This window comes from Methylotuvimicrobium sp. (assembly GCF_050611805.1).
Classification (GTDB): domain Bacteria; phylum Pseudomonadota; class Gammaproteobacteria; order Methylococcales; family Methylomonadaceae; genus Methylotuvimicrobium.
Genome location: NZ_JBNGHF010000008.1, coordinates 12,803 through 27,642, shown reverse-complemented (window position 1 = coordinate 27,642; position 14,840 = coordinate 12,803). Strand labels below are relative to the sequence as shown.

Below are 14,840 nucleotides of genomic sequence, written 5' to 3'. Positions count from 1 at the left end.
AGTATGCACAAAATAACTTCTGGAATAGTAAGCTTTGTGGAGGTTCGATGACTCGCTTGACAGGACGCCGTAAATACATCCATGTAGGCTTGACGGCGGCTATCCCTGCCGCCGACAGCTGTCAATCGAGCCACCGAACCCCCTTCCGACATTTGAAGAAGTTCCTTCATGTTTGTTCCTAAGTCGAATTTTTTGTGGCACTGGCTTGCGGACCGGCTGACACGGCATCGTTCCGTCATGCTCATGATCGTCGTCGAAAGTCATGGCAGTTCGCCCGGCAAGCCGGGGGCGAAAATGGCCGCGACGGCAAACGGCGAATGCTTCGGCACGATCGGCGGCGGTGCGCTTGAAAGCGCCATGCTTAAAGAAGCCCGTGCGGCCTTGCAAGAGATTGCATTCGAGCCGAGGCTCAGACGCTTGCAGCATCATGTTGCGGAAGATGGTGAAGCATCCGGCATGATCTGTGGCGGCGAGCAGACCGTTTTACAGTATCCTTGCCGACAAGATCAGTCCGCTTTATTCCGAAGCTTGGCCGACAATCCGCAAGGCGTGTTGACACTGTCGCCGGCCTGCATCGCATTCGATGACGCGCAAACCTTGCCTGAGTCGTGCCGGTTTACCCGGCAAGGCGATAACGATTGGCTGTATCGGGAATCCGTCGGTTGGTCCAAACAAGCTTATATCATCGGCGGCGGTCATGTCAGTTTGGCCTTATCGAGGATCCTGGCGACGCTCGATTTCGATATCACCGTAATCGACGAACGCGAAAACCTCGATACCCTAACACGCAATAGTTATGCAAGACAAAAACTGAAGCTGCCGTATCGCAATGTCGGCAATGCGATACCGGAAGGCAATCAAGTTTATGTCTTTATCATGACGCATAGTCATTATGCCGACCAGAAAATCGCCGAGCACTTGGCCGGCAAAAAAGTCGCCTATCTCGGCGTATTGGGCAGCCGGAAAAAAATTGCCCACCTCAAAGCCAAGCTTGCCGAAACGCTGTCCTGCGATGAGCTTCAACGCATTCGAGGTCCCATCGGCTTGCCGATCCATAGCCATACGCCCGAGGAGATCGCAGTCAGTATCGCGGCCGAATTGATACAGATTAGCAATAGTGCGAATTCCGCACCCTGTTTATTAAGTGACTGATCAAAAAAAACCAATAAACAATGGAATGATCAGATGTTTTTGACTATCCGCCGCAATTCAATAATCAAGTTGGGGATATCATCCTGAATAATACTCCATAGAGTATCGTTATCGATTCCCAAATAACCGTGTATCAGTCTGTTGCGCGTTGCGATGATTTGCCGCCAAGGAACTCTCGGATTGGCTTCCCTGACTTCCGCTGGGATATGAGTTGCGGCCTCTCCGATCAATTCAAGATTACGAACCGTTGCGTCATAGTTTAAACCGGTGGTTTCAAATGACTGCCGATCCAATCCTTCACAATAAGCCAAAACATTTTCGGCAAAATGCAGCATATCATTCAAATAAAATCGCCATTCCCGTTCAAACATTCACGGCTTCCCGCTCTATAAAAGGCCGTAATTCGGTTCTAACCGCTTTTTCAGTGACTAAATCGACCGGCACGCCCAGTTCATCTTCCAACAAAAACTGTACACCGAAATATTTTTCCGAGGTAGCCGGCCCGTTAAAGGCTACGATAATATCGACGTCGCTATTCGGCCCCGCTTCATTGCGCACGGTAGAACCAAACAAAGCCAGCCGCGTCACGCCGTAACGCTCCATTAACATAGGTTTTAATTTTTCTAAGATTGCCAATGCGCACTGCCGATTCATAGCATTTATCCGATTGACTCAATTTTCAAATCACGATCTGCCGCGATTCCTGCTCGTCGAATCATGTTCTTGTTTACCATGTGATTGTAGGCACCAAGCCCAAGCTATTAATTTCCTCATTGACTGATTCAAGCGCCTGATGCACTTCTAAAACTCGCTGATAATCCCAATACTTTAGCCGGTCGTTAAGTGCTTGAACGCCTGACGCATGTTTCTTGATTTTCTCTATCTGAACGGAATCGGAAACAGCCACGACAGTCTGAACGGCTGGATTATTGACCGCCTTCAGTAAATTCAAAATCAGGCTGTCAATCGATCCCTTGGTTTGAACTTCAAACACATATACGACGCGCCCCATATTGCCTATGGTTTGCTCCCATAAGGTATCCACACGGGAACCATCCGCCACTTTAACCTCTGTACGACTTTCCAATCCGAGCCATTGACCGATATCTTTCAGCTTATCCCGTATTTCGTCATGGATAAATTCAGCCGCTTCAGAGTCGATCTTCTCGGAACTGACTACATCCTCATTCTGACTTGATTTATAAATGGTGCTGAGATTGTTTTCAACTTGTAATTCTTCCCAAATGAAATAATCCGCAATTAACAAATCGGCATCAAGAAAGCCATTCGCTTTCAATTCCTGCACGATGGTTTTGGTTATTTCCGACAATTCGACATAGCGTTTACCGGTAAGCTGATAATTGTAACGCGGCAGATTATTCACACCGAGGTAATTCAGTCCAACGTAGGCCCGGCGGTTCCATAACATGCATTCATCAGGATGAACATAGCAAAGAATTTCGCTGATCATTGCCGGCCCCATTCCTTTGATTTTCGAACGGAATCGATCCCATCGTTTTTCTACCGGTTGTTCTCCCCACACGAGTTCCGCCAATTCGGTCTTGACGGTATCGAATTCATGATCGGACACCATTTTATCGGTTACATATTTCTTGTTTCCCCAAATCAGCATTGCCCAAAGTTTACCGATGTATTCTTCGAACTCCTCCAATTCCATTTGAAGAATTTTATCCTTTGTCCAAGACCTATAATATTGCTGGCGTGACTTACGTTCCGAAGTATCGCTAGCAAAACGATCAGGCTCATTCTGCTGAAAATTTTTATACGCTTGTATATGCTTTTGAAGTTTAAAAGTATCCACTTTAAAGCTCTAAATTAATAACCATTATCTGAATCATCTCAGATTCTCTTTGCATGAAAAACGATCGCAACAACCGGTTCGGGCTAGATCTCGGCCTCCGCCTCGCTCTGGTTATCGGCATCTTTTTCAATCATGCGGGACTTTTCCGGCTCTACAATCCAGTCGCGTGCCATTTCCGTTTTGAGTTGCTGATAAAACGCATCGATTTCCAGGCCGGAATAATTCCATAAAGCTTTCGATGAAAGCTCGCCATTGTGTTTGGCGAGAATGGCGGATAGCGGAGCCTGATCTTTATTGTTGGGACTGACTTTGAGTTTGAGTTTTGACACCAATTCTGTTGTGGGGGTTTTCATTTTTTGGTCTTCTTTAATATTGGTGCCGGTAATAGAGGCCACCGCCGCTTGGGCGAGTTTTCTCGCTGTGGTTTTAGCTTTAGCAAAATGATTTTCTAGTTCATCGCAAAGCGTCATTAAACTTGCGACTTTTTCTACTATGCGTCCTTGTTCTTCAATCGGTGGCAGTGGTATTTCAAATTGTTCAAGCACCTTTTTACTCAAGCCTTCTCTCGCCATGCCTACTTGTCTGCCCCATATCATTTTTTGAGCATAAGGCGATAACATACACAAATGTAAATAAAGCCTCGTTTCTAAATTAGTCGCTCTGATAATAGTAACGTGTTGACTGACATTGGCTTGTTCAAAATCATCTGGTACTAATGCACAACGACCTAACGAGGCACCAGTGATATTCAAAAGGATGTCTTTCGGCATAACTACTGTGTTAGTCATCTTTTCATGGGTATTTTCTGGTATGTATGCAACATCATGCATCCTAATTCCATCATTCCAAATGTTTTGGGATCGCAGAAAAGGCACTCCTTTATTAACATAAACACTTTTGCCACCACGCGGAGTACTGCCTGAACCGATTTTATTGGTGATAGCACCAAGCCGGACAAATACCCAACCTTTTGGTAGATTAAATGGCCTTTCTTCCTCCTTCACAGGTTGAAATTTAGTTTGGTTTGCAATTTTTTTATTTTTTAAAAGCCTCTCTTTTTCCTTAGCTATTTCTAAAACTAACTTACTAGCATCGGTATCATCAGGTTTTTGTATAACTAAATTTCCTTTTATTGCGGAATCCAGTATCAATTTACGCAACCCTACAACATCCTCGGGCTCATTAAACATTAACGACATATTACTTTGCACACGCAGCCAGGCATCTTTGAGTTCGTGGGGACTTTGGGCGTTGGCGAGAGCGTCCAGTGCGGTAATGCGAGTAAGGGTTTGCAGTTTGCGGCGTTTTTGTTGTTGGGCTTCCAGTTTGTCGCATAACGCCATGAGTTCATCGACTTTGGCGACAATGCGTATTTGTTCTTCCTTAGGCGGCAATGCAAACATCGCGAAACGACCAGCCTCAGTCCCCATCCTAGGAAGATTCATACCATGTGTTGAGTTATTAGCGTAGTTAATAAAAAATGGTGATTTTAAATACCATCTCAAGTAGGCTGGTACAACACCATCAAACACACTGATAGGCATAATTTCTGTGGTGCAAACACCATCCTCATCAGCAAGCACCACCTTATCAAGATAAGGTCTTAGCTTACCGTAAAGCACATAGTTGGCTAAAAAACGATTCTTTGAACTTCTAAATCTTCTCTCTTTAGCTCGAATTTTTTTTACTAATGTTGATGTTTGTTTCTCAATATCTTCTAGCTCTAGCACCCAGGTTTCATCGGTAACATCTGAATACTCTGCCTTTAGCGTTACGCCATATGTTGTAACTTCGCCTAAACGACACCATTTCCAGGAGTCCGGCAAATCCCAAGGATGATCTTTTCTATCTACTTTAGCGATTGGCTTCTGCCTGGGGATAGTCCCTTCAGAAATTTGTTTTCTCTTCTCATTCTGATTACTTTCGAAAAGGATTTCCGCAGGTATGTCGTTAAGTACACGCTCAGAGAGATCTCCCTGTATAGCAAGCTGAAGAATCAATTCACGTAACCTTTTCACCCCTTCCGGCGCATTAACAATATGCCCAAACTCGGCCAAAAACTGCTTGGCATCCATCAGTCTTGTTCCTCTTCTTCAAAATGGTGGGCAAGGGCCGCGGCGAGTTCGTCTTTTAGCAGATTTTGCGTTTCCTCGATATCCGCCAGCAGTTGTTTGTATTGGATCAGCAGTTCGTCCGGGTCATGGCTTTCCGCTTCCGGCGCATTGGGATTTTTGATGTCCAGATTGTAGATCGGCCAGTAGATGCGGTCGCCTGCGGCTTGTTCATCCTTGGCTTGCTGTTTAAGTTTTTCAGACGCATTGCGTTGTTCATCGATTTGTTGTTCGATCGGTACGCGCTGTTCTTGCTCTTTGATGCCTCTAATGGAATCGCGCAGATCTTTTATATGATTGTCAATGTTAGCTGCCTGGTTATTAAGCTTTTCCGCTTTATCCCAATAAGGTTTCGCTTTCGCTTCGGCGGCTTCCTTGATCGATTTAAAGTCGATTTTCCAGGCGAGCTCGCTTTCCTGGCGTTCGGCAAAGTCATCTTCTTCCTTGCCCCACCAGGCTTTTTCCTGTTCAAATTCTTCCAACCGAATGGGTTTGGTTTTGCTGTAGCTTTTATAGCCTTCGGGGTACGGGTGTTCGTAAAACCAAATCGTTTCCGTCGGCTTTCCTTTGGTAAAAAACAACAGGTTGGATCTTATGCTGGTGTAAGGATTGAACACACCATTGGGCAAGCGGATTATCGTATGCAGGTTACATTCTTTGAGCAGATTTTCCTTGATTTTGTTTTTTACGCCTTCGCCGAACAAGGTGCCGTCGGGCAATACCACGGCGCATCGGCCGCCGTCTTTCAATAACTTTCTGACGATGAGGGTCAGAAACATATCGGCCGTTTCACGGGCACGTACATCGGCAGGATAGTCGTTGCCCACGCCATCGTCCTCCATGCCGCCAAACGGCGGATTGGTGATCACACAATCCACTTGTTCATTGCGCGACCAATCGTTCCAGGCTTTTGCCAGAGTGTTGCGGTGTTCTATCTGACTCGGCACATCGATGCCATGCAACAACATATTGGTCGTACAGAGCAGATGCGGCAATTGCTTTTTTTCAAAGCCTCTAATCGAGGCTTCGATGGATTTTTTTTGTTCCGCACTCGATTTATCGGTCAGCTGTCCGTTCAGGTGGTCGATCGCGGCGGTCAAAAAACCGCCGGTGCCGCAAGCCGGATCCAAGACCGTTTCGCCCAACTGCGGATTGACCCTTTGCACCATGAATTGGGTAATGGCGCGCGGGGTATAGAATTCGCCTGCATTGCCTGCTGAACGCAGGTCACTGAGGATTTGCTCGTAAATGTCGCCGAGGTGTTGGCGAGTTTTGAAATCGTGAAAATTGATCGCTTCGTCGAGCTTTTCAATGACACCCAACATCAGGGTGCCGGATTTCATGTAATTATTTGAATCGATAAAGACTTCGCGCACCACCTTGGCCTTGGCGATGTGCACATTGTTTTCCGCGCCTTCGATGTTCATGTCTTTCAGGCCGGGAAATACAGTGACGTTAACATATTCGATCAGCTCATTGGCCGCGATCTGGGGCTTACCATCTTTATATTTCGCCCAATTGCGCCAACGGCACGCCTCCGGCAGTGGCGACCGATAGGTTTCGCCCCTGTCTTCCGCGTCGTCCTCCCACTCTTCTTCGCGCTGATCGAATATTTTTAAAAACAACATCCAGGTCAATTGGCCGATACGCTGGGCATCGCCATCGACACCGTCGTCTTTACGCATGATGTCCTGGATGGATTTGATGGTACTGCTTAGGTTCATGAACTCTTCTCTTTATTGCTTCAGCGATGTTCGCCGTAGGTCGGGTCAGCGTAGCGTAATTCGGCATTGATGGCGTAAAACGTCGGGTTACCCTACGCTAACCCGCACTGCCATTAAGTTAAGGACTTTTCCGTTCGCCCTGAGCCCTTCGGCTGCGCTCAGGAGAGCCTTGTCGAAGGGTGAATGGAGAAGTCCGAGTCGATAAGTTAAGCCGTCCATGGTTCGACAGGCTCACCACGAACGACTTAACTTAGGATTTCGCGACAAATATCTTCCCGTACCAATGGGGGTACGGTCTAGGGTTCAGTTACTCGCTTGACAGGACGCCGTGAATACGTCCGTGTAGGCTTGACGGCGGCTCCCTGCCGCCGACACCTGTCAATCGAGCAACTGAACCCTAAATCAAATAGGGAAGTTATTTATGACCGAATCCTTAATGGCATTGACACTAACCCGACCTACGCACTTTCGTCTTGGTAAAGTACCTGTTCAAGCTCGCTTAATGCCTGGGTAAATTTTTCCGGCCCGCCGAATATGCCCCGGCGTATTTGGGTTTTGGTGCCGTATTGGTCAAAAGGCGGTAATTCTAATATTTTTGGGTCTTCGATGTCTGCAATGCCGTGATCGGCGTATTTGTCTAGCAAGGATTCGAGCACGGCACGAGCTTGATCGCCATATTTGCCGAAGTAATTGCGCTTTTTGACCTTGTCGGCGCGTTCCTGCCGGGTCAGCGGTTTTTGATCGAAGGCGATATGTGCGACTAGATCGAAAACATCAAAGTCATCGCTCTTGGGTACGGCTTCTTTTATCAAATCAATGGGTATTCCCTGGTCTTCCAGTTCTTGTAATATCTTTTGCTTGCGGTCGGTTTCATTCCAACGTTTGAGAAAATCCTTGAGCGAACCGAATTCTTCTTTGAGTTTACGCCGCGAATAATCCCGTAGATCTTCGGTAATGAGTTTACCGTCCGCATCCAAATACCGAGTCTGTACGACGCCGTCGTTCACCTCGACATCATCGACATAGTATTTGCTGCGCCCTTGCCTTGGTTCGTCATCCTCTTTTTCCAGCCTTTCAAGATCGTATGGCGATGGTTCGGGTTCGCCCAGATCTTTTGTTTCGTCCGTTGCGAGATCTTCCGGCGGGACGATGGGGTCGTCTTCCTTCGGTTCGTAGATCACAACCGGCTCTCCGTCGAAGTCCGGGTCCGCGAACAAGCGCGTCGCGCCTTTAAAATCCATGATGGTAAAGTACAGTTTGTTGTAGTCTTCGCGAAGACGGGTGCCGCGGCCCAGAATTTGTTTGAATTCAGTCATCGAAAAGATGTTTTGATCGAGCACGATCAACTTGCAGGTTTTGGCGTCGACTCCTGTCGTTAGCAATTTTGATGTGGTGGCAATCACCGGAAACTTTTCGTCATTATCGATAAAGTAGGAGAGTTGCGCTTTGCCTTCCGTGTCATCGCCGGTTATGCGCATCACATACTTACGATTGCTGGCAGCTTCCGGTATCAGTTTTACCAGTTCCTGCCGCATGCGCTCCGCGTGTTCCTGATCTTCACAAAATATAATCGTCTTCGCATAGGGATCGATTTGGCTTAGATATTCCCAAACTTTTCTTGCGACGAAACGCGTCCGCTTTTCCAACACCATATTCCGGTCGAAATCCTTGGTGTTATATTCCCGTTGCGGGATTTCACTACCTGTTTTGTCGACTTTACCTTTTTCGGGTGTATAACCTGCCGCGTCTTTATCACTGACAATGCGAATGACTTTGTAGGGCGCCAGAAAGCCATCCTGAATACCTTGTTTGAGTGAATAGGTATAAATAGGATCGCCGAAATAACGGCTATTGGAAACGTCTTTGGTTTCTCGCGGTGTCGCGGTTAGTCCCAGATGGGTTGCGGATTTGAAATAATCTAATACTTCATGCCATGCGGAATCTTCATCGGCACTTCCCCGGTGGCATTCATCAATAACGACTAGGTCAAAGAAATCTTCCGGGAATTGCCGATAAATCTTTTTCCACTCTTCTTTTCCCGTCACGGCTTGATACAAGCACAGATAGATTTCGTAATTCTTTTTGACTTGACGATTGGTGATTTTATGCATGACTTCGCCAAACGGAGAAAAGTCTTGTTGCATGGTTTGATCGACGAGGATGTTTCGGTCGGCAAGAAACAAAATACGCTTTTTCTTTTTGGCTTTCCATAGTCGCCAAATAATTTGGAATGCCGTATAGGTCTTACCCGTTCCTGTAGCCATGACCAGCAATATACGGTCTTGTCCATTGGCTATTGCTTCGATGGTTCGATTGATCGCCACTCGTTGATAATAGCGTGGTGCCATACCCGTGCCGTCGCTATAGTACGGTTGTTCGATCAACTTGATTGAATCTTCAGTGGTCAATCCTTTCCATTGCAGATAGAGCGGCCATAGTTGATCGAGCCGTGGAAATTCTTCCAGGCTCAATTCGCGTTCGGTTGGATCGGTCAGGCCCGTCCTGTCATGGATTAGAAAACCATCGCCATTCGAACTAATTGAAAACGGCACATCGAGCATTTCGGCATAGCTTAGTGCCTGTTGCATACCCTGCCCGACCGGAAACTTGTTTTGCTTCGCTTCAATGATTGCGATCGGGACATTAGGGCGGGCATACAGCACATAGTCCGCTCGCTTGGGACCGCCTTTAGCATCGGGATTTTTGATTCGCGCCGCCAATTTTCCGCGAACCATCACACGACCGTCGGTCAGTTTGACTTCCTCCCGAAACTGCGTTTGCTGCCAACCCGCCTCAAGAATGGCAGGTGTAATGTATTTGGTGCAGATATCGCGTTCACTGAGTTTCTTTTTTTCCATGTGGGGAATCCTATCAAATGAATTGACCGAACTGGGGTTAATTTTATATTTGGAGCCTATTTATTCCACTATTCACTGCTGAATTGATTTGACCCCAGCATAGTTAGGAATATGCCCAAAACAAATTCTCTAAACAATAGGCTTAGTGGTACGGTGACTCGATTGATAAGATGCCGTAAATACATGTTTGTAGGCTTGATTGCGGAATCTAATTGCCGAGGTGTAAAAGTCTGCCCTGCTGCCAACATCCTAACTAGCCAAACCCTATACGTTCATAAATTTAGCCAATTTTTAAGTATAAAGGGAGCAGGATCAGCCTTGATAAACCTCATCATGACTACCGACATTAACCAAAATAATCTCTTTTTCGGAAATGATCATTTCAATGGTTATCCGATAGCTGAGGTTGATCGATACCGAATGCAAATCGGCTAATTTGCCTTTTAGAGCATGTAAACGAAGCGCCGGATGAAAAGGGTTTTGAGATAGTAATAGCAAGGTTTTTCGGTATTGCTCTTTTAATTCCGGGTGTTGCTTTGCAAAACGCCGAGCGCGTTTTTTGTAACTGTCGGTAAAGATCAAGCTATAAGTCATTCCACGAATGACTCGTTTATATGCCGGTCAATATTGTCCTTGCTGAAACGGCCTGCCGAAAGATCCTGTTTCGCTTCATAGAGCGCGGCCTCCAGCTCCATTTCACGCAAGTAGTGGTAATGATCGATCTTCATTACAACAAAAGACTCTTTACCTCGGACAGTAATCACTGCCTCCGGCTGATTGGCAAGATTTTCTTCTAAACAAGCAATCCCTTTGGTTTTTAAATCGTTTGCGGTAATCATTTCTATCGCCCTATAAACAACACGATTAACTATATGCCTTAGGGCACGACGAGTCAAATTGAGCTACCGGAAAAATCTTTCAGTGTGCCCAAGTGGTCCTCGCTCCGTCGATAGGCGCGCGATGTCGATTGCGAAAATTATGATTTTGCAGCTCGATGTCGAAACTTGACTGGCAAAGACTATATTCAAGGGACCGCTGATGCTTAATTCAACAGTAATGCTTGCAGGAGCGCGCCCTACAATTCACAAATCTGTAATCATTAGACTGGAAACTCCGCGACTCCGCGCGATAAATTTACCCGCCTTCGCGAAAGCCCGGATAAAGCGTCATGCCGCCATCGATATACAGCGTTGTGCCGACCACGTAATCGGATGCATCGGAGGCGAGCCAAACCACGGCACGAGCAATATCGGCCGGATCTCCGACGCGTTCGTACGGAATCAGCTTCAGTAAATCGGCTTCCGCCTCGGGGGTTTCCCAGGCGCTACGATTGATCGGTGTTTTGATCGCGCCCGGCGACACGGCATTGACCCTAATCTTGTCATGAGCGACTTCCTGAGCCAAACTCTTCATGAACATCAACAGGCCCCCCTTTGACGCGGCATAATTGACGTGCCCAGCCCAAGGAATGATGTCATGCACCGAGGAATTGCAAATGATCTTGCCGGCCGAACAGGACAATTCCGGCACCACACCTCGGCGAAGAAATTCCTTGACCGCTTCGCGGGCGCACAAAAACTGCCCGGTCAGATTGACCGCCATCACGGTTTCCCATTGTTTCAAGGTCATCTCGACAAAAGGCGCATCGAGCTGTATGCCTGCATTGTTGACCAAAATATCCAGACTCCCCCAAGTCTTGATGACTCGTTGAAACATCTCCATCACTTGATCTTCTTGGCTGACATCGGCCTGAACCGCAATCGCTTCGCCGCCCGAGGCTTGAATCTTTTCCACCAAGGTTTCTGCCTCCTCGTCATCGGACAGATAATTGATCGCCACACGCGCCCCCGCTTCGGCCAGTGCGACGGCAATCGCCGCGCCAATGCCGGAGCTACCGCCGGTCACTAGAGCACGCTGCCCGGCCAATGATTTCTCGATGATAAGCGGCATATTTGCCTCTCCTCTTTTCTATTGTTTATCTGGATAAATCATGTATTCCAGAGAGTTAAGACAGCATCAGGTAGCGCTGGAAGAAGTGTGCGCAGCATGGATGCTGCGCCCAAGCCTACACGGAAGTATTCACCCAGCACCTAAATTCCATAGCGCATTGGCTATGGTTAACTACCTTGGATAATTCATCCAGCACCTAAATAAGCCATGATTTTGAATCATTGCCAAAGACCTATGGAATTTAGGTGCTGGATTTAGGTGCTGGGTTCACGGCGTCCTGTCGGGCGAGTGACCGCATCCTACCCCCCTAGCACTTTTATTTGCCGGGGTGATAACGGCTTCTTCATAATTATTAGGTTGATGGAAAATCAAGGCAAACCCGCACCCGGCACATCAACTTCGACCATTTCGATGCGCCCCGATTTCAGGTTGTTGGCCTTGCCGGGATCGTCCGTTTCAGAGGTCGCGATGAATAATGTCCGGCGTTCGGGACCGCCTAACATGCATGCGTACGGCACGCCCAACGGCTTGATACGGGTCAATATTTTGCCACCCTGTTCGACCCGGATCACTTCGCCGGTTCCGGGACTAGCGACCCAGATGGCGCCTTCGTCGTCGAGACAAATACCGTCCGGCATTGCCTCGCTTAAATCGGCCCAAGTTCGGGCGTCTCGTAACAAGCCGTCCTCGCCGATCGTGAATGCGCTCAAGCGCGCCGCGAAGGTTTCCGCGACGATCAATGTCGCGCCGTCCGGCGTTATCACACAACCGTTCGGAAACAGCAAACCTTCGGCGGCGATCCGGCAGCTGCCGTCCGTTTCGACCGCAATCAGATGCGTCTTGGCTTGAGCCGCGCCGCCGTGCAAATCGTAGCCGAAGTTGCCGACATAAACGCGGCCGCCGGTTGTCGCGATCATGTCGTTGCAATGAAACGGGGCAAATGCGGACAAATCGGCATATAGCGTCCATCCTCGGTCTTCAAGCTTATAGACGGCACGCTCGGTCATCGCAACGACCAAAGGCGTTCCATCAGGCAACCAAGCCAGCCCGCCCGGCAGATCGTCGGTTTCTAAGATACACTGGGCCTGCCCGTCGGTTTTCACGGTCATCACACGACGCGCATGTTGATCGGTAAACCAAAGCCGATCGCCGCGCCAACGCGGCGCTTCAGGAAAGGCCAAGCCGGTCAGCAATATTTCGGTATCATGTTTCATCGCATTCGCTCCCAGAATAAGCCAGCCAATCCGCGATCGATTCAACCAGCGTTTCGACAGCTTGTTCGCTGTCGATTAAAAGAATGTCGTTAGCCGGTTCAAAGGTCGCGAGCTGGCTATCGAGCAATTCGGCGCCCAGGAAATGGCCTTGCCGTGTCGTCAAACGTCGATGCAGACTTTCCCGACTACAACTCAAGAACACATAGTTCACGTTAACTTCGCCCCCGCGCAATATTTTGCGGTAACTCGCCTTCAATGCCGAACAAGCCAGCACCGCCGAAATACCGCAATCAAGATAATGGATGATTTCGTTGTGCAAGCTGTCCAGCCAGGGTCTTCGGTCGTTATCGTCCAGCGCTTCGCCGCGCCGCATTTTTGCTATATTCGCTTCGGAATGAAACGTATCGCCTTCTATGAAAGGCCAGCCTAAATACTCGGCAAGCGCCTTGCCGACCGTCGATTTTCCGCAACCGGAAACGCCACCGATGATTACGACACGCGCGGTGCGATGCCCGTTTTCGTTCGACGAGTTCATGTTTCGATCGTCAGTCCGGTAACTTAAAAACACGATAACCCCACGCCGGAAAATCGAACCGGATGACTCCCTCATTTATTTCGACGGCTGGATTCTGCGGCTGCGAACTCAATAAGGCTTGCGTGTTATTTTCGGTTTTCGGTATCTGCGCTCCTTCAAGACGGCACTGGCCCGGCTGAGCGGCATAGTTGACGGCGACCCAGACCGTTTCTTCGGCCGATCGCCATCGATAAACGATGAAATTTCGCCAGGATTCGTTGCCGTCTTCGGTCGGTCGGCAATCCGCCAATGTCCATTCACCGCTTCTAAACACCGGTCTTTGCAAAGTCTGCAACAAACCGCTGTAAAACTCGCTCAAGCGTCGGTCGGCGGTCTCTTCAGGCCCACGGCACAGATGAATCGGAATGTGCACGCTGTTGCCGGTCAATTGACCGTCATGAAAAAAACGCAAACCGGGCGAGAGAAAAGTGACGATCGCGGCGGCTTCGTGGACATCTTGCGGAAACGTCTCCGCGGCGCGGGGTTCGTCGTGATTTTCAAGAAAACGCGCCAGTTTGTTTTGAAAATCGAGACCCGCGACCAAATGATCACGCACGGGTCGGCAGGACTTATCTCTAAGCCGATCATAAAGCCGTTTGTCATAGGTGTAATCGAAACCTTGTTGCTGCAGATTCCATTCGAGATCCCAATAGACTTCGGCCAGCAGCATGAAATCCGGAAAACGCTCGCGAACCGCCGCGATCGCCTTCGGCCAAAACGGTTCTATCGGTTTCCTCCAGGTTCGCTCGAATACGTCCGGCAAAATCAACATCGCCATGTCGCAGCGCACGCCGTCGCAGCGTTCTGCTATGGCGAGCAATTCGGCGATCATCGATTCCTGTACTTTCGGATTGCCGTAGTCCAGTTGCAGCGTATCGGGCCAGCCGTCGAAATAAGGATCGCGGCCGTAAGCAAAGACTTGTCTGCCCTGCGAGCATTCCAATTCGATATAATTTTGCGGTTCGCGCGCCAAATCTTCTTTCGAGCCTTGAATATAAAATTCCGGATGTTCCCGAACCCAAGGATGGTCCAATGCGGTGTGATTCGGCACGAAATCGAGCATCAGCTTCAGACCTTGCTCATTCAGCTTTTTGCGTACACCGGCGAGGGCTTTATCTGTGCCGAGGCAGTCCGACGTTCGATAAGCCGTGACCGCGAAGCAAGACCCGCAAATGTCATCTTCGGATAAGTTGGCCAAACTGGCCTGAAAGCCTTGCTGCCAAGGTTCGTGACTTCGTGAAACTTGCGCCCCGGCATGACCGGTTTGCCAAACGCCCAGTAACCATAGCCAATCGAAGCCTTGTTCAGCCATGCCTTGCCATTCGCTATCCGGCCAGTCGTCGATACCGGCGACCTGCCTCCGGTCGCGGTAAAACCGCCGATGCCGGACCCGTGTATTGATTTGATAAAGCGAGGGATAATCAACGGTCGCCAT

General features: G+C 48.6%; 13 protein-coding genes. 1 reads left to right on the top strand and 12 read right to left on the bottom strand.

The window, feature by feature from the left end:
• The first annotated feature begins 168 nt into the window (after window positions 1-168).
• Window positions 169-1,152, top strand: a complete 984-nt coding sequence (locus ACRJJO_RS05865) for an XdhC family protein (protein WP_431064958.1) — start codon at window positions 169-171, stop codon at window positions 1,150-1,152.
• Between the two features lie 29 nt (window positions 1,153-1,181).
• On the opposite strand, the gene ACRJJO_RS05860 is transcribed toward ACRJJO_RS05865, so the two are convergent.
• The 12 genes from ACRJJO_RS05860 to ACRJJO_RS05805 form a co-directional block, all read right to left on the bottom strand.
• Entirely contained in the window at window positions 1,182-1,523 is a 342-nt protein-coding gene (locus tag ACRJJO_RS05860) for a HepT-like ribonuclease domain-containing protein (protein WP_431064957.1), read from the bottom strand.
• Window positions 1,516-1,806, bottom strand: coding sequence for a nucleotidyltransferase family protein (locus tag ACRJJO_RS05855; RefSeq protein ID WP_431064956.1), 291 nt, complete (start codon window positions 1,804-1,806; stop codon window positions 1,516-1,518). Before ACRJJO_RS05855 ends, ACRJJO_RS05860 begins: the two co-directional genes overlap by 8 nt.
• Before the next feature lie 73 nt (window positions 1,807-1,879).
• Window positions 1,880-2,974: a hypothetical protein gene (locus tag ACRJJO_RS05850; RefSeq protein ID WP_431064955.1), complete on the bottom strand. Its 1,095-nt coding sequence runs from the start codon at window positions 2,972-2,974 to the stop codon at window positions 1,880-1,882.
• Window positions 2,975-3,057: 83 nt separating this feature from the next.
• A complete protein-coding gene (locus ACRJJO_RS05845) occupies window positions 3,058-5,049 on the bottom strand; it encodes a restriction endonuclease subunit S (protein ID WP_431064954.1) in 1,992 nt (663 codons plus the stop codon).
• Window positions 5,049-6,809, bottom strand: a complete 1,761-nt coding sequence (locus tag ACRJJO_RS05840) for an N-6 DNA methylase (RefSeq protein ID WP_431064953.1) — start codon at window positions 6,807-6,809, stop codon at window positions 5,049-5,051. Before ACRJJO_RS05840 ends, ACRJJO_RS05845 begins: the two co-directional genes overlap by 1 nt.
• Window positions 6,810-7,267: 458 nt before the next feature.
• Window positions 7,268-9,667: an EcoAI/FtnUII family type I restriction enzme subunit R gene (gene hsdR, locus ACRJJO_RS05835; protein ID WP_431064952.1), complete on the bottom strand. Its 2,400-nt coding sequence runs from the start codon at window positions 9,665-9,667 to the stop codon at window positions 7,268-7,270.
• A 312-nt stretch (window positions 9,668-9,979) separates the two neighbouring features.
• Complete coding sequence (locus ACRJJO_RS05830) at window positions 9,980-10,261, bottom strand: type II toxin-antitoxin system RelE/ParE family toxin (protein ID WP_125217026.1); 282 nt, start codon at window positions 10,259-10,261, stop codon at window positions 9,980-9,982.
• Window positions 10,258-10,506, bottom strand: a complete 249-nt coding sequence (locus tag ACRJJO_RS05825) for a type II toxin-antitoxin system Phd/YefM family antitoxin (RefSeq protein ID WP_404355478.1) — start codon at window positions 10,504-10,506, stop codon at window positions 10,258-10,260. Before ACRJJO_RS05825 ends, ACRJJO_RS05830 begins: the two co-directional genes overlap by 4 nt.
• A 295-nt stretch (window positions 10,507-10,801) precedes the next feature.
• A complete protein-coding gene (locus tag ACRJJO_RS05820) occupies window positions 10,802-11,617 on the bottom strand; it encodes an SDR family oxidoreductase (protein ID WP_431064951.1) in 816 nt (271 codons plus the stop codon).
• Window positions 11,618-11,985: 368 nt separating this feature from the next.
• Window positions 11,986-12,831, bottom strand: coding sequence for an SMP-30/gluconolactonase/LRE family protein (locus tag ACRJJO_RS05815; protein WP_431064950.1), 846 nt, complete (start codon window positions 12,829-12,831; stop codon window positions 11,986-11,988).
• A complete protein-coding gene (locus ACRJJO_RS05810) occupies window positions 12,821-13,366 on the bottom strand; it encodes a gluconokinase (protein ID WP_431064949.1) in 546 nt (181 codons plus the stop codon). The genes ACRJJO_RS05815 and ACRJJO_RS05810 overlap by 11 nt, the downstream gene beginning before the upstream one ends.
• A gap of 10 nt (window positions 13,367-13,376) precedes the next feature.
• A complete protein-coding gene (locus tag ACRJJO_RS05805; protein WP_431064948.1) occupies window positions 13,377-14,840 on the bottom strand; it encodes an alpha-amylase family glycosyl hydrolase in 1,464 nt (487 codons plus the stop codon).

Coding starts and splice junctions, on each gene's coding strand:
- ACRJJO_RS05840 (WP_431064953.1), bottom strand. CDS start 6,809: ATGAACCTAAGCAGTACCATCAAATCCATCCAGGACATCATGCGTAAA.
- ACRJJO_RS05820 (WP_431064951.1), bottom strand. CDS start 11,617: ATGCCGCTTATCATCGAGAAATCATTGGCCGGGCAGCGTGCTCTAGTG.
- ACRJJO_RS05830 (WP_125217026.1), bottom strand. CDS start 10,261: ATGACTTATAGCTTGATCTTTACCGACAGTTACAAAAAACGCGCTCGG.
- ACRJJO_RS05815 (WP_431064950.1), bottom strand. CDS start 12,831: ATGAAACATGATACCGAAATATTGCTGACCGGCTTGGCCTTTCCTGAA.
- ACRJJO_RS05810 (WP_431064949.1), bottom strand. CDS start 13,366: ATGAACTCGTCGAACGAAAACGGGCATCGCACCGCGCGTGTCGTAATC.
- ACRJJO_RS05855 (WP_431064956.1), bottom strand. CDS start 1,806: ATGAATCGGCAGTGCGCATTGGCAATCTTAGAAAAATTAAAACCTATG.
- ACRJJO_RS05805 (WP_431064948.1), bottom strand. CDS start 14,840: ATGGCGACCGTTGATTATCCCTCGCTTTATCAAATCAATACACGGGTC.
- ACRJJO_RS05825 (WP_404355478.1), bottom strand. CDS start 10,506: ATGATTACCGCAAACGATTTAAAAACCAAAGGGATTGCTTGTTTAGAA.
- hsdR (WP_431064952.1), bottom strand. CDS start 9,667: ATGGAAAAAAAGAAACTCAGTGAACGCGATATCTGCACCAAATACATT.
- ACRJJO_RS05860 (WP_431064957.1), bottom strand. CDS start 1,523: ATGTTTGAACGGGAATGGCGATTTTATTTGAATGATATGCTGCATTTT.
- ACRJJO_RS05865 (WP_431064958.1), top strand. CDS start 169: ATGTTTGTTCCTAAGTCGAATTTTTTGTGGCACTGGCTTGCGGACCGG.
- ACRJJO_RS05845 (WP_431064954.1), bottom strand. CDS start 5,049: ATGGATGCCAAGCAGTTTTTGGCCGAGTTTGGGCATATTGTTAATGCG.